Consider the following 18,699-nt stretch of genomic DNA (forward strand, 5'->3'; position numbering starts at 1 on the left):
GTAGTAAAAATCACTAAGGAGACAGCTTTCTTTTTGATAACTTTATCATAAATATAAAATTCTGTAGACAGGACCTTACTTTTCGGTGTTAACGTGCAACCTAGAGGTTTGGCGGGCTAAGGAGAAAATCATCTTCCCATAGGGAAGATGATCTCTCTATCATTTTTGTTTAAGAAAAACATTCCACTCATCAAAAAAGACCCTTGGCACGAAGACAGAGGGTCTCTATCACTTTTAGTTTTCGTTATGAATGCGCTGAAACGCCTTTTCAACTGCTTCAACCGTACGATCAATGTCTTCGTCCGTATGTTTTGTGGACAAGAACATTCCTTCAAACTGGGAAGGTGCGATCGATACTCCTTCTTCCAGCATATAACGGAAGTATTTAGCGAACATGTCCAAGTCAGAGCTTGACGCATCAGAATAGTTTTTAACCGGACCATTGTTAAAGAAGAAACCAATCATTGAACCTGCACGAGTGATCGCACAAGGAATTTCATATTTGGCTGCCGCCTTTTTAATGCCCTCTTCAAGGCGAGCCCCAAGACGATCAAACTCTTCGTAATCAGCCTTAGTCAACTGATCGAGTGTTTCAAATCCAGCCGTCATGGCTAGTGGGTTACCCGAAAGCGTTCCCGCTTGATAAATCGGACCTGCCGGAGCGATTTGTTCCATAATCTCTTTTTTACCACCGTAAGCGCCTACTGGGAGACCGCCTCCGATTACTTTACCAAGACACGTAAGGTCAGGTGTTACCCCAAGCTCTCCTTGAGCACAGTTGTATCCAACACGGAATCCGGTCATTACTTCGTCAAAAATAAGGAGAGAACCGTGGTCTTCCGTTATTTTACGTACCCCTTCAAGGTACCCTTCTTCAGGACGAACAACACCCATATTCCCTGCCACTGGCTCTAAAATAACACCAGCAATGTCATCGCCAAACTCGTCAAAAGCAAGCTTCAAGCTTTCAAGATCGTTATAAGGAACCGTAAGTGTATTTTGCGCTACGGATTCCGGTACTCCTGGGCTATCAGGAAGTCCGAGAGTGGCTACACCGGACCCTGCTTTAATGAGCAAGCTGTCTCCGTGTCCGTGATAACATCCTTCAAACTTAACGATTTTGTTTCTCCCCGTATAACCGCGAGCTAAACGAAGAGCACTCATCGTTGCTTCTGTACCTGAGTTCACCATACGCACAATTTCAATAGAAGGAACGCGGTCAATCACGAGTTCTGCGAGCTTTGTCTCGATTTCAGCCGGAGCTCCGAAGCTCGTGCCTTTTTCTGTGACCTCTTTTAATGAAGCAACAACGCGGTCATCAGCGTGACCAAGAACGAGTGGCCCCCAAGACATGACGTAATCGATGTACTCGTTACCGTCGATATCCCAAATGTGTGATCCTTTTCCTTTTTCCATGAATACCGGGTCCATGTTTACGGATTTGAAAGCACGTACTGGGCTGTTTACGCCCCCTGGCATGACTTTCTTCGCTTGTTCAAACGCTTTAATGGATTTGTCCATTTTCATCGTCAAAGACCTCCTCTACGCTTTTAGCCATTTGGCTGCATCTTTTGCATGATACGTTAAAATAAGATCAGCGCCTGCGCGCTTCATGCTTGTCAGTTTCTCCAACACAACGGCTCGTTCGTCGATCCAACCGTTTTGAGAAGCGGCTTTCACCATGGAGTATTCCCCACTTACGTTATAAGCAACGATTGGGTATGGGTGACGTTCTTTCACATCACGAATGATATCTAGGTAAGAAAGAGCCGGTTTCACGATCAAGAAGTCCGCTCCTTCTTCTACATCGGACGCTGCCTCGCGCATGGCTTCAAAACGGTTGGCTGGATCCATTTGATACGTTTTGCGATCACCTGATTTTGGTGAACTATGAGCCGCATCACGGAACGGACCGTAGAACGCGGACGCATATTTGACCGCGTAGCTCATGATTGGAATATTTTCAAAGCCGGCTTCATCAAGTCCTTCACGAATCGCCGCCACAAATCCGTCCATCATGTTTGATGGGGCGATAATATCCGCTCCCGCTTTCGCTTGGGATACTGCCGTTTTTGCTAGCAATGTTAAGGAATCATCGTTTATGATTTCACCATCATGAACCACACCGCAATGGCCGTGATCGGTAAATTGACAGAGACACGTATCAGCAATCACCGTTACATCGGGATAGCGAGCCTTGATTTGGCGGATCCCCTCTTGAACGATGCCATTATGGTCATACGCTGAAGAGCCTACCTCATCTTTATCAGCCGGCACACCAAACACGATGATCGTTTGAATACCAAGCGCTACAACTTCATCCACTTCTTCATCCAAGCGATCAAGGGACCACTGGTATACGCCTGGCATGGAAGGGACTTCGTTTTTAATATCACTGCCTTCTTTCACAAAAATCGGATAAATGAAATCTTCTGTATGAAGGTGTGTTTCTCGTACCATGTTTCGAATACCCGCTGAGCGGCGTAAACGACGGTGACGCTGAAAGTCTTTCATTTTGTTATTCCTCCTATATGTTTCGTTGGATGGCCCAAAGAAGGGCTTCCGTTGTATACTCCGCCGGGACAATGGCATGGTTAACGCCAAAAGACGTGAGCGCTTTTTCTGTAATCGGCCCGATGGCCCCAATGGTAACCGGCACCTCTTTTTGCACCTCTTGAGAAAAAAAAGCATTCACAGTCGAGGGACTTAAAAACGTAATCACATCCACCTGACCTTCTTTCACAAGGGACCAGAGCTTGTTGACCTCGGTTTCCTCAGGATTCGTATAGTAAGCGATCGGGGCATCGATGTGAATCCCCGCCTGGCCTAGTGTCTTTTCAATTACGTCCCTCGCAAGGCTGCTTTTTGGAAAAAGTACACGACAACCACGTGGTAATGACGCGACCAACGCGTCGGCCAAATGATCTCCATCGTAAGTGTTTGGAACGATGTGGGTCGTAATTCCCTTTTCTTCAAGCAAGGCTTTTGTTTTTTTCCCTACACAAGCAATGGTCTTTTCGTTTAACAACGACCATTCAATGCCCAGGCTCTTCATGATGTCTAGTGTATGTAAAATTGCATTGGCACTCGTAAACACAATCGTGTCGTATTGGCCAAGATTGGTTAAACACGTGCCAAGCTCAGAAGACGTACCTGCCGGATCTACGCGAATCAGCGGAGTTTCAACAGGTACGCCTCCGAACGCTTTGATTTGTTTGGAAAAAGAGGCTGCTTGATGTGCAGCCCTAGTATTTGCAATGGTCAGTCCTTCAAGTGAAGGGGCGCCGGTCATTACAGGTCAAGCTCCTGCTTCACTTTATCGAGGACTTCTTTTGCTCCTTCATTGAGCAAAAATTCGGCGACGCTGTTTCCAACTGCCACTGGATCTTCGCCGGTTTCCGTCCGCTTAAACACTTGCTTTCCGTCCGGAGAAGCAATGAGCGCTGTTAGCGTTACACGACCGTCATCCATAAGCTTAGCATGACCGGCAATAGGTACTTGGCATCCCCCTTCAACCGTGTGAAGAAACGCTCGTTCTGCAGCGGTCGTTTTCGCTGTTACATCGTCATTGATTTTTTTCAGCATATCAATGACTTCTTGGTCATCGGCGCGACACTCGATGCCCAGGGCCCCTTGTCCTACAGCTGGAAGACATACTTCAGGGTCTAAAAATTCCGTTACAATCTCATCGGTCCAGCCTACACGCTCAAGACCGGCAGCAGCTAAAATGATCGCGTCAAAATTCTCTTCTTTGAGCTTTCGTAAACGCGTATCAATGTTTCCGCGAATCCACTGGATTTCAACATCCGGGCGTTCTGCGAGAACCTGTGCTGCGCGACGAAGACTACTTGTTCCTACAATCGATCCTGCAGGAAGTTCCTTTAGGGTTTTACCACTTTCAGAGATAAATGCATCACGAGGGTCCACTCGCTTTGGCACGGAAGCGATCGTCAAGCCGTCCGTTTCTCCAGAAGGGAGGTCTTTGAGACTGTGCACGCTCATGTCGATTTCTTTATCGAACATGGCTTTTTGAATCTCTTTCACGAACAAACCTTTGCCTCCCACTTTTGAGAGCGTCACATCAAGAATACGGTCTCCTTTTGTAACGATTTCTTTGATTTCAAATTCGTATGGGACGCCTTGTTTTTTCAGTTCTTCAATTACCCATTTTGTTTGTGTGATGGCCAAGTTGCTTCGTCTTGAGCCGATAATGATTTTGCGCATAAGCTACCTCCATGATGGAAAACGTTTTTAGGTCTTCTTTCAGTCTTTTTCACATTATCACGTTCTTAAAGTCAATACCATAAATGGAAATCTGAATAAGAACTTGATAAGAAATAATTCACCAATAGTACTAAAAATGCCACGATGTTCAACATGGCGAGCCCGTAACCGCGCTTCTTTTTCACAACATATTGAAAAAGATATACGCCGTATACGGCAATCACAATAAAGCTAGAAACCACCTTTAAGTCGGCCCAGGGAACCGTATCGAACTCAATCCACGCCCAAATGATTCCAAGGATCAGTCCAAACACCATCAAAGGAAAACCTACAAGTGCGAAAACATAAGAAAAGCGCTCGAGCTTCGCCAAGTCTCCAATGCGAAACATCCTCTTCCCCCACTGTTTTTCCTTGAGCATATGGTGTTGAAGCGTGTACATAATCGAAAACGCGAAAGATAATGTAAAGGAACCATAAGATAGGAGAATGACACTCACATGAATCACGAGAAGCTCCATAATCAAAAGATTTGTAAGCTGATCAGAAGCGTCTCCCGGCGGAACAAAAATACTGATGGTCATGATGATAAAACCGACTACATTCACAAAGAAAATGAGAAAGTCCATCTTAAACAGTCGGTTTAAAATCAAAGAAAATGTTACCAGTATCCATGCGTATAGAAATAGCCCTTCAAAGATCGTCATCAAGGGCAGGCGGTTATATTCGAGCATCCTGAGAATAAAAAAGAACAGCTGAAGGGACCAGACAATAGAAAGCAACCAGAAGGCAATGCGATTCACCTTCTGGTTGTTTTGTATGAAATCAATAAAATAGCCGAGAACACTCAAAAGATAAAAAACAATAATCAGCATGTAAACGGAATTCAAAATCATAGCTTGTCCTCTCTGGTCATTAGGAACGCGCTAAAGCCTTTACCGCAGGCTCTCTCTTTTGTTCGTTTAATAGCTCAGCCTTACGCTTTTGAAGATTCCATTCCCGTTCAGCTTTATTAATATATATATTCGACTTTGGCATTGTGTTTTCTTCTAGCTCGTCTTCAAGTCCGAAAAGCTTTGTTACGAGTGCGAGAGATTCCTCTGCACTTTCTTCTTCTGGAAGCTCCTTAACGACGGTGATTGGATCGCGAAGCATTTGATTGATAATGCTCTTCATATGCTTTCGGATGACTTTTTTCTCACGCTCAGTCAAATCCGTAAGCTTTCGTTCCAAGCTCTCCATCGTACCTGCTTGTACAGCAAGAGCTTTTGTACGAAGGGCACTAATAATCGGCACAACACCAAGTTGGTCAAGCCAGTGACTAAAGGCAATAAGTCCTTCTTCTATCATCAACTCAATCTTTTCTGCCTCTTTTTGACGCACTTCCAAGTTGGCGGCGACGATGCCTTGAAGATCGTCAATATCATATAAATAGACGTTTTCAATCTCGCCTACTCTAGGATCAATATCGCGTGGAACAGCAATGTCTACGAGAAACAACGGGCGTCCGTTACGCTTTTTCGTCATGGTAGCCATCGTTTCTTTTGACAACACATATTCAGTAGAACCGGTAGAGCTGATCAAAATGTCCGCAGTCGTTAACGCATCGTCCATTTCAGCCATGGAACGAGACACCCCTTGGAACTTGGTTGCCAGTTCTGTCGCTTTTTCTTGGGTACGGTTCATCACGGTAATATCGCTTACCCCGCTTGTGTGAAGGTGCTTGGCCGTAAGCTCACTCATCTTCCCAGCACCAAGGACAAGAACTTCTTTGTTCTCAAACCCGCCGAAAATCTTCTTCCCTAGCTCCACAGCGGCATAACTCACGCTCACGGCGTTTTCACCGATGCTTGTTTCAGAGTGTGCTCGCTTCGCAAGTGTAATCGATTCTTTGAAAAGGTGGTTGAAAATCGTTCCTGTCGTTCCCTCGTTTTGGGCAACGGTGAAACTATTACGGATCTGTCCTAGAATTTGCGTTTCCCCAACGATCATGGAATCAAGTCCACACGTCACGCGATACAAATGCTCTACAGCACTTTCGTCTTCACGAATCTGTAAAAACGGCGTAAATTCTTCTTTTGGCATATCAAACCAATCAGACAAGAATGCTTTCGTATAATAGCGTCCTGTGTGAAGCTGGTCCACAACCGCATAAATCTCCGTACGATTACATGTGGAAACAATCACACACTCAAGCATACTTTTCGATGACCTAAGTTTGGCAAGTGCTCCTTCTAGGTCATTCTGAAAGGTAAATTTCTCTCGTATTTCAACTGGAGTTGTTTTATAATTCAAACTGACAACAAGGATATGCATCGTTTCACCCCCGAAGTAACTAGCTGTTCCTTGCAATTACGTTACACGTTCATATCTAAACAAACCTTATCTATTGTATCACGTATTTACATACAAGTGAAAGGCTTCTCTTACATACTGATTATATTATACCATTGTCGATAACTGTTACAAAATAAAGGTTTGAACAGACTGTGAAGTTTTTATGTAAATAGGGAAAGAACTTGGATCTACTGGCAAGGATTCTCTCCTCATTCTATTTTACCCTTAATTGCTATTTCTAATCTTGTCTGTTTTGATGTCGAAAGGTGTGTCCAAATGAAAAAAAGAAAGAATCTCGTACCAGGACTCGTTTTAATTTTGGCAGGAGTGTATTTTCTCGCACAGCAAATGAACTGGGAGATCCCATTGTCCAATACGCTTTTCTCTTGGCCTTCCGTTCTCCTTATCATTGGGCTGTTGTTCTCTGGTCAAGGCGTGAGCAATAAAGATGACGGCCAGCTCTTTTCCGGATTGATCCTAACAGGACTTGGCATTCATTTTCATGGTGTTCATACATATGGCTTATGGTCTCATCATTGGACTTATTTCACGTTTATTATTGGGGTGGCTTTTTTAGGAAAGTATTTCTTTACCCGTCGCGACGGGTGGCTGCCTGGGGTCTTTCTTGTGGGGATCAGCATTTTGAATGAGTTTTATCAGGGCACCGTTGTACTCATTCGAGAGTCTCTTGGTGTGTTTGCTTCCTATTGGCCTGTGTTGTTGATTGGAATTGGCCTTTATTTGATGTTTTTTAGGAAGAAGTAGCTTTAGAGATGTTTTCGTTTCGATTAGGTAGGCGGTCCGGAGTGCCAAACCGTTAATAGTGGCGCAAAGCCGTAAATCATAGGTGGAAAGCCGGGAATCCCCCTCATCAACCGGTAAAACCCAGACGCTAAGCCGTGAATACGACTACCAAACCCGTAAATAGCCACTGCTTACGCCCGCCCCTCCATCCCAAACCAACGAAAGAGAAGGACTCACTAGGTACTCTCCCTATTGAATCCTTCTCTTTTTTACATTACTCTCCACCAACGAGATTCCAAGCTGCATAAACAGCTCCTTCTACCGGTTCACATGTTGGCGTAATCGGTTTTAAAGGCTCACGTTTTATCAAGTGGGCTACACGGTTAAAGAGCGCTTTTTGTTTTAGAAATAAGCTTCCCGTGCACACAAGAATGACTTCTTCTTTTTCATTAAAAAGGCGGCTTCTTACGTTTAGGATCGATTGGCTAATGGCTTGGGCAGCTTCATTAAGCAATCCACCGGCCAAGACGTCCCCTGCGTCATTCAACCGAAATACAACTGGAGAGAGCGACGCTACCATTTGTTTAAAGTCGCTCCCTTGATTGAGAGCGGAAACAATGTCTCTCGGTTCACTCACGTTTAACGCCGCGAGCACCTCCTTAGAAAAAGGTGATAACCCTTCTCCCCTATCCGATTCCTTCATCACAGTTTTAATGGCAGCGTGCCCAATTCCATAGCCCGATCCAGAATGGTCGAACAAATACCCCCATCCATCGGCACGTACCACCACGCCACGTTGATTGACCCCATATACAATCGATCCAGTCCCAGCAATCGAAACAACGCCTTCTTTTCCTTTCGTGCCTGAATACAAGGCACTGATAGCGTCATTGGTCACGCTCACGATGGTGCTCTCGGGGAAGTACCGTTTGATATGGTTCTCAATAGAAACGCGCTCTTCACCTGATAAAGCGGAATACCCCGACATTCCGTAACAAACGGACCTTGTCTTAAGGCAAAACTCTCTATCAATAGGGCCGATCAGCTCGTCCAACCTCTTCAAGATTGTCGCCACCCCTACACCTGTCGGGTTAGTCGGACCGCTTGAAAAAGTCGCCACAGTTTCACCGTCTCGGCTTTTTACAAGTACCTTCGTTTTCGTCCCGCCTCCATCAATGCCTATTGCGTACTGCATGCGCGTCACCTTCTTCACTGTCCCGTTTTCGAATGGCATCTGCCAGAAGATCAACGATATGCACCGCTCTAACCGAATCTGTGAGCCTTTCTCGTTCGATCCCTGCCTTCATTTGCAACAGGCACCCTGGGTTTGATGTCACAATAACCGAGGCATTCGTTTCCGCTACATCGACCATCTTTTGGTCTAAAATACGCATCGCCATTTTTGGTTGGACAAGGTTATAAATCCCCGCAGATCCGCAGCACTTGTCTTTATCAACCATCGCCACATACTCGATCCCGTTGACCTTACGAAGAAGCTTCTCCACATTCCCTTTTTCTTTCATTACGTTTTCAAGGTGACAAGAAGGTTGATACGTAACCACCTCATCTGAGAGCTCAAGAGGACCCAGGTCTAGACTTGCAAGAAGAGTACTAATGTCCGTTACTTTATCTGAAAATGCCTTCGCACGTTTTTCCCAGTCTGCTTCTTTTCGTAATAGAAATGGATAATCTTTTAATCCGGCACCACACCCACCGGCGTTTGAAATGACCGCATCCACATCTAGGTTTTCAAAGGCTTCAATGTTTCGTTTAGCCAGCTGAATCGCTTTTTCTGTTTCTCCTCCATGAGCATGAAGGGCACCGCAGCATTCCTGTTTTTTTGGTGTGACGATTTCACACCCTGCCGTCTTTAATAGTAGTCTTGTTGATTGATTGGTTTCATAAAACATCGTCCCCATCAAACACCCATTAAAGAAGGCGACCCGTTTGGTTTGTTTTCCGAACCCTTTCTCCACTTCTTCCCATTCGTTCAGTCGCTTGGGAGGGACCGTTTTTGGAACGACTCTCTCCATTGTCTCCACTTCACCTGGGAAAAGAGTGAGGAGCTTGGAAGCACGGACAAGTTTTTGTGCTAGGGTCTTTTCGTATAGCCAACGTAATTGGTGAACACGATGCATCCTTTTGCTAGACATGAAAAGATAATTAAAGGTCGCTTTTCTAAGCATTTTTACAGGTAAAGAATAGGATTTGTGCTCGTTAATGACCGTTCTTGCTTGTTCAAGAAGGTGACCATACTGGACACCTGACGGACAAACCGGTTCACAAGCTCGACACCCTAAGCATTCGTTTAGCTGCTGTTCCACCTTTTCATCCGGTTCAATACGCCCTTCAACCACGCCTTTCATCAGAGCAATTCTCCCTCGAGGAGACGAGGCTTCATTTTGACCGGAGTTTATGTACGTGGGACATGAAGGCAAACAAAAGCCACAGCGGGTGCAGTTCATCAATTCATCATAATCCATCTGTTCTTTAAATGATTTCTGTAAGTCTGTGGTCATTTCGCTCCCTCCCTTGCCAAGACAATCCGCTTCTTTGACTCTTTGGCGAACACTTTACCAGGATTGAGCAAATCCTGTGGGTCGAGAGCTTTTTTAATCGCTCTCATCGCTTCTACTCCTGCGTCCCCAAGCTTCCAAGCCAGATAAGGGGCTTTCATCTCCCCCACACCGTGTTCTCCCGTAATCGTCCCTCCAAGCTCAACAGCTTTGGCAAAAATATCAGCGAACGCTTTTTCGACTCTCTCCATTTCTTCCAGGTCACGCTCATCCGTCATACACGTAGGGTGAAGATTCCCATCCCCCGCATGACCGAATGTACAGATCTCAACATTGTAACGCTTCGATGTGTCGTTGATAAAACTGACCAGTTCCGCAAGCTTTGAACGAGGGACCGTCGCATCTTCCAAAATGGTCGTTGGTCGCCTTCTCGCAAGGGCAGTCAGGGCAGACCTGCGAGCTTCCGTAAGAGCAAACGCCTCTTCCTCACTTTTGGCAAGCGTAACCGAAATGGCCCCTTTTTCCTCACACAGCCGTTTCATTGTATAAATATCTTTCGCAACAACGGCTTCGTCCCCGTCTTGTTCAATTAAAAGAACCGCTTTGGCCTTGGTAGGTAATCCGATTTTAGCAAAAGACTCAACAGCCTCTAACGTTGGCTGATCGATAAATTCAAGAGTTGCCGGAATGACTTTGTTCGCGATAATCTCTGACACGGTTTTTGCCGCTGTCTCCAAATCTGAAAACAACGCGAGCATTGTTTTTTTATCCTCAGGACGAGGCACAAGCTTTAGCGTTGCTTCCGTTATAATGCCGAGTGTCCCTTCCGAACCGACGAGGAGCTTCGTCATATCATAGCCGGCTACATCTTTGGCGAGCTTTCCTCCCGTGCGGATCACTTCACCATTGGCCAAGACCACTTCCAATCCCATCACATAATCCTTTGTCACACCATACTTCAAACCCCGAAGGCCGCCTGAATTTTCGTTGATGTTACCGCCAATCGTGGAGATCTTCATTGAACTCGGGTCAGGTGGATAAAACAAATCAGCCCCTTCTGCACGTTTGACCACATCAAGCGTCAATACACCAGGTTGGACGGTCATCGTCAAATTCTCTTCGTCAATCTCCAATATGCTATTCATGTGGGTAAACAACAGAACGATGCCACCTGAAGTAGGTGTCGTACCTGCGCACAAATTCGTCCCTGAGCCCCTTGGTACTATCGGAACGTGATACTTACTACAAATACGCACAATCTCTTGCACTTCAGTTGTGGATGTAGGTCGAATAACACCGTCTGGTTCCGCTTGAAAGCCAGGTGTTGCGTCATAGGAATAGACGTAACATTGCTCTTTTGAGCTTGTAAACCGGTCTTTTCCTACAACCTCAATTAATTCTTGTTCCATTTCTTTTGGCAGCATCCTAACCGCTCCCTTGTCTATTTTTCTCCAGTATAAAAAAGAAAACGTCGGTTTACTATGGCGTTTCATCCAAAAAACCGACGTCTTATGTATTATTTTTTAGTTGTTTATCCAACCAAACGGGTACAAAGATAAAGCAACAAGAGATCTTCGACTTTCTTCCAACTGCAACCGGTCTGCTCTTCCACTTTTTTCAATCTGTAATGAAGGGTATTAATATGAATGTGCAGAGAATGGGCCGTTTGCTTTAATGAAAGATTGTTTTCAAAAAGAGCCTCAAGCGTTTCAGTGAGTGCCGGCTCAGCTGCGAGCACAGAAACAACCTTTTCTTTTAGATGTCCTTTTGTTTCTTCAGACAAATCATGCAACACAAGAGACAATGTCAGCTCATCATAAAATTGAACCGATCCCACATCACAACTCTCTACAGCAGCCGTCGCTTCTGAATAGGCTTTTTGGATCTCACCTGGGGTTGACATCTCTTTACTGACTCCTACTCTCCTTATCGTAATATCGTAAAAGCGAAAGTGATCGGTCAAGTTCTTGATCGCTTGTCTAATCAAATCCTTTTGCCTGCCTCGTTCTTCTAAAAGAACCAAGTACTTGGACGATCCCCATCTGCACAGCACATCACCGTTTTCCAGGTTAGGAGGATAAGGTGGGTCCAACTCATCAGAGCCCTCGGCTTCAAGCAACACACAATAGCGAGGAATCTCTATATCAACGCCTAGTAGCTCTCCTCGATTGGATAGCTCTTTTGTGACGTGGTTCGCTTGGAGCCAATCGTGTACAAATAGCTCTGTCCCCCTCCAGTTCGCGTTGGACACATCAGACGTATACACTTGATGAACGATGAGCTCTGTCATTCGTTGAATCAACTCGGCGTAGCCCCCGACTTCCGATTCGGGTCCCGTAATTCCAATTACTCCGATCACGCGTTTTCGAAACCGGATCGGTAACGTAATCCCGGCTCGAACATGTTGAAACTTCCCTGCTTGGTGTGTTGAGATTACTCTTTTTTGGCCGCTCATGAGTACCTCTTTCGCCACTTCATGGGTCGCCCCTACACGCGTGTCATCGGTAGCCGCAATAATGATCCCCTTTTCGTCCATGACTACAATTTCCTCATTCAACACCTGAGACACATCGTCTACTACTTTTTCTGCAAGTAATGACAATAGCTTCATCTTCTCCTCCTCACGACCTAGTCTATACCGCTATTTTACCATAATGTGAGAAGGTGGAGGTGAGAGTGCCGTGGGCATTGGATCCCCTTCTCTCCTCCAAAAAAGAGCTGCCTCGGACATGACATCCAAGACAGCTCATCCTATTATAGTACTTTGCTTAAAAATTCTTGCGTTCGCTTTTCTTTTGGATTGGCGAAAAAGTCCTTGGAGTCACCTGTTTCCACGATTCGTCCGTCGTGCATGTAAACCGTACGATCGGCGACTTCACGAGCAAACCCCATTTCATGGGTAACCACAATCATTGTCATACCTTCTCGTGCCAACTGCTTCATTGTTTCAAGTACTTCTCCTACAAGCTCTGGGTCGAGTGCGGAAGTTGGCTCATCAAAGAGCATAATGTCTGGCTTCATTGCAAGAGCGCGGGCAATGGCCACACGTTGCTTTTGTCCACCCGAAAGCTTACCAGGATAAACATTGTACTTGTCTCCAAGGCCTACTTTATCGAGAAGCTTCTTTCCATCCTCTTCCGCTTGTTTTCTATCGATCTTCCTCACCATAATCGGCGCTTCCGTTACGTTTTGAAGAACGGTCTTGTGAGGGAACAAGTTGAAATGCTGGAACACCATTCCCACCTTCTGCCTTACTTCGTTAATGTTATGGGTTTTAAGCTCAATCGTATCTCCAGCAAAAATGACTTTCCCATCATCTTTTACTTCAAGGAAGTTCAGGCAACGAAGTAACGTACTTTTCCCAGAGCCACTAGCTCCAATCAAGCAAACCACTTCGTTTTCATAGACTTCCAAATCAATATCTTTTAACACATGTAAATCCCCGAATGATTTATTTAATTTTTCAACGCGAATCATTTCCGACATGTAAAAAACCTCCTTCTACCGATCACTAGCTGCCATACGATGTTCGATTTTGTTTACAATCCAAGTGAGAATCATAACAAGGACCAAGTAGTATACAGCAACGATCATGTACGTTTCCATTGTGTTAAACGTCCCTGCGGCAATTCCTTGTGCCCGCCTAAATAGCTCAGCTACCCCTACAAAGGCAGCAAGGGATGAATCTTTTAAAGCAATGATAAACTGGTTGCCAAGAGGAGGTACAGCTCGTCTCATCGCTTGAGGCAAAATGATTCGCCTCATCGTAAGATTTTTTGTCATTCCAAGAGACCGCCCAGCTTCCATCTGTCCTTTTTCGATGGACTGAATGGAGCCTCGGAAGATTTCCGCAATGTATGCGGAGTTATGTATCGCCAGTGCCAACGAAACAGCCCAGAACGGGGACAGTTGAACGATGTTCGTCAAACCAAAGTAAAAAATGAAAATCTGCACAATTAACGGGGTACCTCGAATTATCGTGATATAAATATCAGCAATGACCTTCAAAAACGGGTTTGATAGTTTGACTAAGGCAATAAACATGCCGATGACAGTTCCGATAATCACAGCGGCAACAGAGATTCTTACAGTAAGCCATGCTGCTTCCAAAAAAATCGGATATGTTCGAATGAGTTCAGAAAAAAACGTATCTAGACTAAATACATTACCTGCGATCATCACTTCCACCTCACTGTTATAAGATTGGAAAATGTGCACGATAACGTGCACATTTTCCCGACTGTATTAATTTTCACCGATGTTTTCGTCAAAGTAACGCTGGTTAATTTCCTCGTACTTTCCACTCTCGTGGATCGCTTCCAATGCTTCGTTGATCGCATCCAGGAGATCTTCTTCATCTTGACGAATAGCTACAGCCATTTGTTCTTCATCGATCAAATCGCCTCGCAATTCAAGGTCAAGGCCTTGATCTTCAATGTTAATGAGTCCTACAAGACGGTCCGTTACAACCGCATCATGGCGACCTTGAGATAAGGTTTGAAGAGCAACAACATCAGAATCATAAGTCACAATATCCGTTGTGTAATCTTGAATCATCGTGTGGTACGTTGTTCCTTCTGCAACAGCTACTTCCGTATTTTCATCGATATCCTCAAGTCCTTGGATATCACTGTCTGAACGGGTATATACTTGTGCCCCTGAGTAATAATACGGATCAGAAAAATCAACGTTCTCTTGTCTCTCTTCCGTTATTCCCATGCTTCCGATAATGGCATCATAGCGATTATCTTGAAGTCCGAGGATAATAGAGTTCCAAGAGATTTGATACGGTTCACCTTCAAGACCCATCTCCTCGGCAATGGCCATTCCGATGTCTACGTCAAATCCTACTAAATCTCCGTTTTCATCGATATAACTAAATGGACGATACTCTCCGGATAAAGCAAAAACGAACTTTCCGTCTTCCAACGTGAGGTCGTCATAACTTTCTCCTGCATCCCCGTTATCGGATCCCCCTTCTTCCCCTGTTACTTCTTCATCTCCATCGCCACAGCCGGCTAATACAACAGTGGCTGCCAAAGTAATCGGCACAAACCCTCTTTTAAGTATTTTTTTCATCGTAATGATTCTCCCCTTTATTATGTTTTCCTCCAGTTGGAGGGTTGATCACCAAACATTAGAAATGTTACGACTTTTCCGAGTGTAGTAAGATCATAGCAAATAACCCTCAACTCTCACAAAATGGATAAGATTCCATCCTAAGTTAAAAACACTCCAATCTTCCACTTGGCTCTCGAATTATGTACAACTCGTTATATTTCCTCGTCAATCCTCTTCTTTTCTCTAAAACAAACGCTCTCTATGAAGAAAAAGACAAAATGAATGACAACTTCCTTTTCCCTAAAGTTGGAGTTTTGAAACGTCAATGTAACAGGATCGAAAAGGAGTTGAGGTTTAGATCGGGCGTGTAAATGGACGAACTTATTTTCCACTAGGCTAACAAAAACAAATTTCCTATCTTTAAAGTAATCCCCACCCTACAACAGAGTGTCTTATATCCTTTTTTAACACTTTTTCCAATTCTCTTCTTATCAAAGATGACAACTTTAAAATTAAGTTTTTCGTGTTTTTACTTTTAGTAATAACGATCATATAGTTACTTTCTAATACATTTTTCTGGAGATGAATAATTGTTATTTACTAGAATATTATTGTTGATCACACATAGTGGTTGTTCTTTCGATGTGAGCGAATATAGCGAAGATGATAGAGCTTTTAAAATTGTATTCGAACTGATTAAAAAACTGTAGCTCCTATAAAATCAGCTGATCTTCATGGCATATTTTTAGTATAAGAGAAGTTGAAAGCAGTAGTGCCCAAGACAACTGTGGCAGTGACGAGCGTTTGCATCGTGAGTTTTCTGCGAGTTGCTTCGACGCAGATCACTACGAAGCATTACTTGCAGAGGAAGAAGCAGGGTGTTTCTACCGGCTTGCAAGCACCGCCACGGAAAGCGAAGGGCACGTATGCTTCAACCATATATCAAATGATAAAAAGAATAATCACCCAAGAAACACTAGATAAAACAGCCGAGTGCATAACATTTATTTGGAAACCGGTCTCTTAGCCGGCCACCAGTTCTTTTCCCCAAAAATCACAATCATCACAGGGATAAAAAGAGGCAGCATGATAACCGCGTATAATAATAACCCCGTTAAAACAAGAGTACCGATTTGCATAAGCGATAGAACACCTGATGGCATCATGGCACCAAACGTTCCCGCAAGAATAACCGCTGCCGATAGAACGACCGTGCCAATTTGCTCCATCGAATAAAGAATCGTTTCTTTTAAATCAACGTTATTTTTAATGTCTTCTTGAAAGCGCGCCATCAAAAAGATCGAGTAATCCACACCTAAAGCCATGAGCATGATAAATCCAAAGAACGGCACTGCCCATGTGATTCCGTTGTACCCTAACAAAGTAACGAAAACAAATTCCGTAAATGAAATGGACAACAGATACGTGAGAACGAGAGAAGCCAAGATGTATAACGGCATCACCAGTGACCTTAACAGTACGACTAAAACGATAAAGATTCCAATCAGCATAATCGTTGCTGTTCTAAGAAAGTCCTCATTGGAAATAGACTGCAAATCCCGGTTCACACTGGACAAGCCGGCCACTGCAATAGGCTGATCCTCTAACGGTGTCCCTTTTAAAGCCAATCGAGTACGCTCTTCAATTACGTCAATCGTATCCATAGCCTCATTGCTGTATGGATTCATTGAGAAAATCACATCAATTGTTGTGACCAGTCGGTTTGGGGTCAAATACGTATCCCACACACTTTCGAAATCTTCGCTCGTCAATGCTTCTTCTGGGATAAAAAATCCTTCCAACGGGTTTTGAGGCTGAGCAGCAATCTCTATGAGAATCTCTTCGATTTCAGAGAGACCATCCTGGATGTCTGATAACCCGTCACTGATTTCATATAATCCATCAGCAATGTCCTCAAACCCTTCTCCAATCTCCGCGAACGCTTCTGTTACTTCTCTTTGTCCTTGAGAAATGGCATTCGCACCACTTGCAAGCTCACCTGCTCCTGAGCCAAGTTGCCCTTGAGCAATGGCTAACTCCTCAAGTCCACCTGACAATTCAGCAAGGCCGGATTCAAGTTCAGTGAGACCTCCTACTAGAGGGGTGAATTGGGCTCCTATTTCAGGAGGGAGAGCATCCGTTGCACTAAACAACTCATTTCGAATCTGTCCTACACCGGCTTCTAGCTCTTCAGCACCCTGCAAGGTTGAGCGAGTCCCCTCTTCCGTTTCAGTCAAACCGGCTTCAAGTTCTCTCGCTCCTGCTCCCAGTTCTTCGGTCCCGGCTTCCAACTGCTCCAATTCAACAGTGTCCCCTTCTCCTTCTCTTACTTCTTCAACAAGCGTATCAATGGCCTCTTGAATCTCCTCAAGCCCTTCAATCGTTTCACCCAATCCATCCCCTAACTCTTCCGCAATCGTCGGGATGCGAAACTCATCAATCACGTCTCCATTCGGCTGAGTCGCACTTCTCACTTCTTTGACTCCATCGATTTTTTCAAGCTCACGAGTGACTACTTCCACGTACGGCAACCATTCAGAATCACTCCAAGGCTCATCCTGAACGAGAGTCACCGTAGCAGGAAACATATCTCCCTCTCCGAACTTTTCTTCAATAATTTGAAACGCTTCGACCGATTCAAACTCATCCCCGATTTCATCGAGCGAGTTAAAAGATGTGGCATTGTCAAAAGAGAGAATCGCCGGAACGATCAGAAGCGCTAAAAGCACTAGCGTCCACCCTGGTCTGAAAATCGCGAATCGCCCAATCGCTCCCCACATCCGGCTTGGTTTAGGCTTCATTCCAGCCTTAGATGGCCAATAAAGCTTTTCGCCGAGGGTCAGCATCGCAAGGGGCACCCACACCCATATCGCTCCAACAAGAACGATAATCCCAATGCTCACACCCATAGCAGATCGATATAAATCAAACCCTGCAAAACCGATCGCAAAAAAACCAATAAAGCCGGTCAAGGCACTGGAAAATACCGTCGGCCCCACTGCTTTAAACGTCCGTTTCATTGCTATAAAACGATTTCCTTCTGCTTCAATCAGTTCAACTTTAAACCTGTTCAATAAAAGAATGCAGTAATCCGTCCCAATCCCGAACAAGACCGCCACAATAAAGATTTGAGTAAAATTTGATACAGGAAAATCAAACACGTCAATGAGGTACGATACAATGCCAACACTCACCACGTAAGACGCCCCTACCGTAACAAGAGGCACAAGCGGCGCTGCCAAGGAACGAAAAACCAACAGTAAGATAATGAGAACGAAAATAACCGTAATCACTTCTGTCGTCGCAAGACCCTCCTCAGAGCTGATAATCACATCATCCTCGATCACAGAGGACCCGGAAATTAACGTATCGACTCCCTCTGCTTCAAACGCACGTTCCAACTCGTCTCGAACCAGAGGCACATCACTAAAGCTCATATCCATCTGCACAAAAGAGAGAACGGTCGTACCGTCCTCACTTAAAAGCAACTCTTCAGACTCCTCAGAATCAAAGGGAGTAACCACTTCATTAACAGCGATACCTCCAATATGAGAGCCAATTCCCCCTAGAGTGCTTTCAATCTCAGATAACTGTTCATCTGACAAAGGTGTTTCGTCTTCATAGACGACAAGCACCGTTTCCCCAGCGGCACCCTCATTTTCTTTCATGAGTTGATCAGCCGCTTGAGAAGGATACTCTTCCGGGATCGAAGCTTGCCCCCGCTCACGTACTAACTCATCCATGTTCGGTGCTTGTAAAAATAAAAAAACAGCAATCACAATCCATAAAACGGGCATGGTATAGATGAGTTTTTTCATTA

At 44.7% G+C, this 18,699-nt stretch carries 15 protein-coding genes; 1 reads left to right on the top strand and 14 read right to left on the bottom strand.

The annotated features are described in order from the left end of the window. Nucleotides 1–234: 234 nt before the first annotated feature. The 6 genes from hemL to hemA all read right to left on the bottom strand — a co-directional run bounded on the left by hemL (nt 235) and on the right by hemA (nt 6,537). Entirely contained in the window at nt 235–1,527 is a 1,293-nt protein-coding gene (gene hemL, locus G476_RS0113380; protein ID WP_026690548.1) for a glutamate-1-semialdehyde 2,1-aminomutase, read from the bottom strand. A gap of 15 nt (nt 1,528–1,542) precedes the next feature. After that, nucleotides 1,543–2,514 (bottom strand): porphobilinogen synthase, encoded by a 972-nt coding sequence (hemB, locus tag G476_RS0113385; RefSeq protein ID WP_026690549.1) that lies wholly within the window; start codon nt 2,512–2,514, stop codon nt 1,543–1,545. Between the two features lie 13 nt (nt 2,515–2,527). Beyond that, complete coding sequence (locus G476_RS0113390; RefSeq protein WP_026690550.1) at nt 2,528–3,292, bottom strand: uroporphyrinogen-III synthase; 765 nt, start codon at nt 3,290–3,292, stop codon at nt 2,528–2,530. Next, entirely contained in the window at nt 3,292–4,224 is a 933-nt protein-coding gene (gene hemC / locus G476_RS0113395; RefSeq protein ID WP_026690551.1) for a hydroxymethylbilane synthase, read from the bottom strand. The genes G476_RS0113390 and hemC overlap by 1 nt, the downstream gene beginning before the upstream one ends. Before the next feature lie 71 nt (nt 4,225–4,295). Then, entirely contained in the window at nt 4,296–5,117 is an 822-nt protein-coding gene (locus tag G476_RS0113400; RefSeq protein WP_035186495.1) for a cytochrome C assembly family protein, read from the bottom strand. Nucleotides 5,118–5,136: 19 nt separating this feature from the next. Then, entirely contained in the window at nt 5,137–6,537 is a 1,401-nt protein-coding gene (gene hemA, locus G476_RS0113405) for a glutamyl-tRNA reductase (RefSeq protein WP_026690553.1), read from the bottom strand. Nucleotides 6,538–6,834: 297 nt separating this feature from the next. Here hemA and G476_RS0113410 point away from each other — a divergent pair, with 297 nt between their 5' ends. Continuing rightward, nucleotides 6,835–7,323 carry a LiaI-LiaF-like domain-containing protein gene (locus G476_RS0113410; RefSeq protein WP_026690554.1) on the top strand — a complete coding sequence of 163 codons (489 nt, stop codon included), beginning with the start codon at nt 6,835–6,837 and terminating at the stop codon, nt 7,321–7,323. A gap of 253 nt (nt 7,324–7,576) precedes the next feature. On the opposite strand, the gene G476_RS0113415 is transcribed toward G476_RS0113410, so the two are convergent. From G476_RS0113415 to G476_RS0113450, 8 genes are all read right to left on the bottom strand, one after another. Then, on the bottom strand, nt 7,577–8,497 hold the full coding sequence (locus tag G476_RS0113415; protein WP_026690555.1) for an N-acetylglucosamine kinase: 921 nt from the start codon (nt 8,495–8,497) through the stop codon (nt 7,577–7,579). Next, nucleotides 8,475–9,821 carry a (Fe-S)-binding protein gene (locus G476_RS0113420; protein ID WP_026690556.1) on the bottom strand — a complete coding sequence of 449 codons (1,347 nt, stop codon included), beginning with the start codon at nt 9,819–9,821 and terminating at the stop codon, nt 8,475–8,477. The genes G476_RS0113415 and G476_RS0113420 overlap by 23 nt, the downstream gene beginning before the upstream one ends. Continuing rightward, nucleotides 9,818–11,242 carry an FAD-linked oxidase C-terminal domain-containing protein gene (locus G476_RS0113425; RefSeq protein WP_026690557.1) on the bottom strand — a complete coding sequence of 475 codons (1,425 nt, stop codon included), beginning with the start codon at nt 11,240–11,242 and terminating at the stop codon, nt 9,818–9,820. The genes G476_RS0113420 and G476_RS0113425 overlap by 4 nt, the downstream gene beginning before the upstream one ends. 107 nt (nt 11,243–11,349) lie before the next feature. Continuing rightward, entirely contained in the window at nt 11,350–12,429 is a 1,080-nt protein-coding gene (locus tag G476_RS0113430; RefSeq protein WP_026690558.1) for a CdaR family transcriptional regulator, read from the bottom strand. A 143-nt stretch (nt 12,430–12,572) separates the two neighbouring features. After that, nucleotides 12,573–13,304 carry an amino acid ABC transporter ATP-binding protein gene (locus G476_RS0113435; protein WP_026690559.1) on the bottom strand — a complete coding sequence of 244 codons (732 nt, stop codon included), beginning with the start codon at nt 13,302–13,304 and terminating at the stop codon, nt 12,573–12,575. Nucleotides 13,305–13,319: 15 nt separating this feature from the next. Continuing rightward, nucleotides 13,320–13,997, bottom strand: coding sequence for an amino acid ABC transporter permease (locus tag G476_RS0113440; RefSeq protein WP_035186500.1), 678 nt, complete (start codon nt 13,995–13,997; stop codon nt 13,320–13,322). A gap of 66 nt (nt 13,998–14,063) precedes the next feature. Then, a complete protein-coding gene (locus tag G476_RS0113445; RefSeq protein WP_026690561.1) occupies nt 14,064–14,897 on the bottom strand; it encodes a transporter substrate-binding domain-containing protein in 834 nt (277 codons plus the stop codon). Nucleotides 14,898–15,883: 986 nt separating this feature from the next. Then, nucleotides 15,884–18,697: an MMPL family transporter gene (locus G476_RS0113450; RefSeq protein ID WP_026690562.1), complete on the bottom strand. Its 2,814-nt coding sequence runs from the start codon at nt 18,695–18,697 to the stop codon at nt 15,884–15,886. Nucleotides 18,698–18,699 lie beyond the last annotated feature (2 nt).

It is taken from the genome of Alteribacter aurantiacus DSM 18675 (genome assembly GCF_000429705.1).
GTDB classification, from domain to species: Bacteria; Bacillota; Bacilli; order Bacillales; family Salisediminibacteriaceae; genus Alteribacter; species Alteribacter aurantiacus.

What these genes read in the sequence shown, in the direction of transcription:
- hemL (WP_026690548.1), bottom strand. Translation starts at nt 1,527, where the DNA reads ATGAAAATGGACAAATCCATTAAAGCGTTTGAACAAGCGAAGAAAGTC.
- hemB (WP_026690549.1), bottom strand. Translation starts at nt 2,514, where the DNA reads ATGAAAGACTTTCAGCGTCACCGTCGTTTACGCCGCTCAGCGGGTATT.
- G476_RS0113390 (WP_026690550.1), bottom strand. Translation starts at nt 3,292, where the DNA reads ATGACCGGCGCCCCTTCACTTGAAGGACTGACCATTGCAAATACTAGG.
- hemC (WP_026690551.1), bottom strand. Translation starts at nt 4,224, where the DNA reads ATGCGCAAAATCATTATCGGCTCAAGACGAAGCAACTTGGCCATCACA.
- G476_RS0113400 (WP_035186495.1), bottom strand. Translation starts at nt 5,117, where the DNA reads ATGATTTTGAATTCCGTTTACATGCTGATTATTGTTTTTTATCTTTTG.
- hemA (WP_026690553.1), bottom strand. Translation starts at nt 6,537, where the DNA reads ATGCATATCCTTGTTGTCAGTTTGAATTATAAAACAACTCCAGTTGAA.
- G476_RS0113410 (WP_026690554.1), top strand. Translation starts at nt 6,835, where the DNA reads ATGAAAAAAAGAAAGAATCTCGTACCAGGACTCGTTTTAATTTTGGCA.
- G476_RS0113415 (WP_026690555.1), bottom strand. Translation starts at nt 8,497, where the DNA reads ATGCAGTACGCAATAGGCATTGATGGAGGCGGGACGAAAACGAAGGTA.
- G476_RS0113420 (WP_026690556.1), bottom strand. Translation starts at nt 9,821, where the DNA reads ATGACCACAGACTTACAGAAATCATTTAAAGAACAGATGGATTATGAT.
- G476_RS0113425 (WP_026690557.1), bottom strand. Translation starts at nt 11,242, where the DNA reads ATGCTGCCAAAAGAAATGGAACAAGAATTAATTGAGGTTGTAGGAAAA.
- G476_RS0113430 (WP_026690558.1), bottom strand. Translation starts at nt 12,429, where the DNA reads ATGAAGCTATTGTCATTACTTGCAGAAAAAGTAGTAGACGATGTGTCT.
- G476_RS0113435 (WP_026690559.1), bottom strand. Translation starts at nt 13,304, where the DNA reads ATGTCGGAAATGATTCGCGTTGAAAAATTAAATAAATCATTCGGGGAT.
- G476_RS0113440 (WP_035186500.1), bottom strand. Translation starts at nt 13,997, where the DNA reads ATGATCGCAGGTAATGTATTTAGTCTAGATACGTTTTTTTCTGAACTC.
- G476_RS0113445 (WP_026690561.1), bottom strand. Translation starts at nt 14,897, where the DNA reads ATGAAAAAAATACTTAAAAGAGGGTTTGTGCCGATTACTTTGGCAGCC.
- G476_RS0113450 (WP_026690562.1), bottom strand. Translation starts at nt 18,697, where the DNA reads ATGAAAAAACTCATCTATACCATGCCCGTTTTATGGATTGTGATTGCT.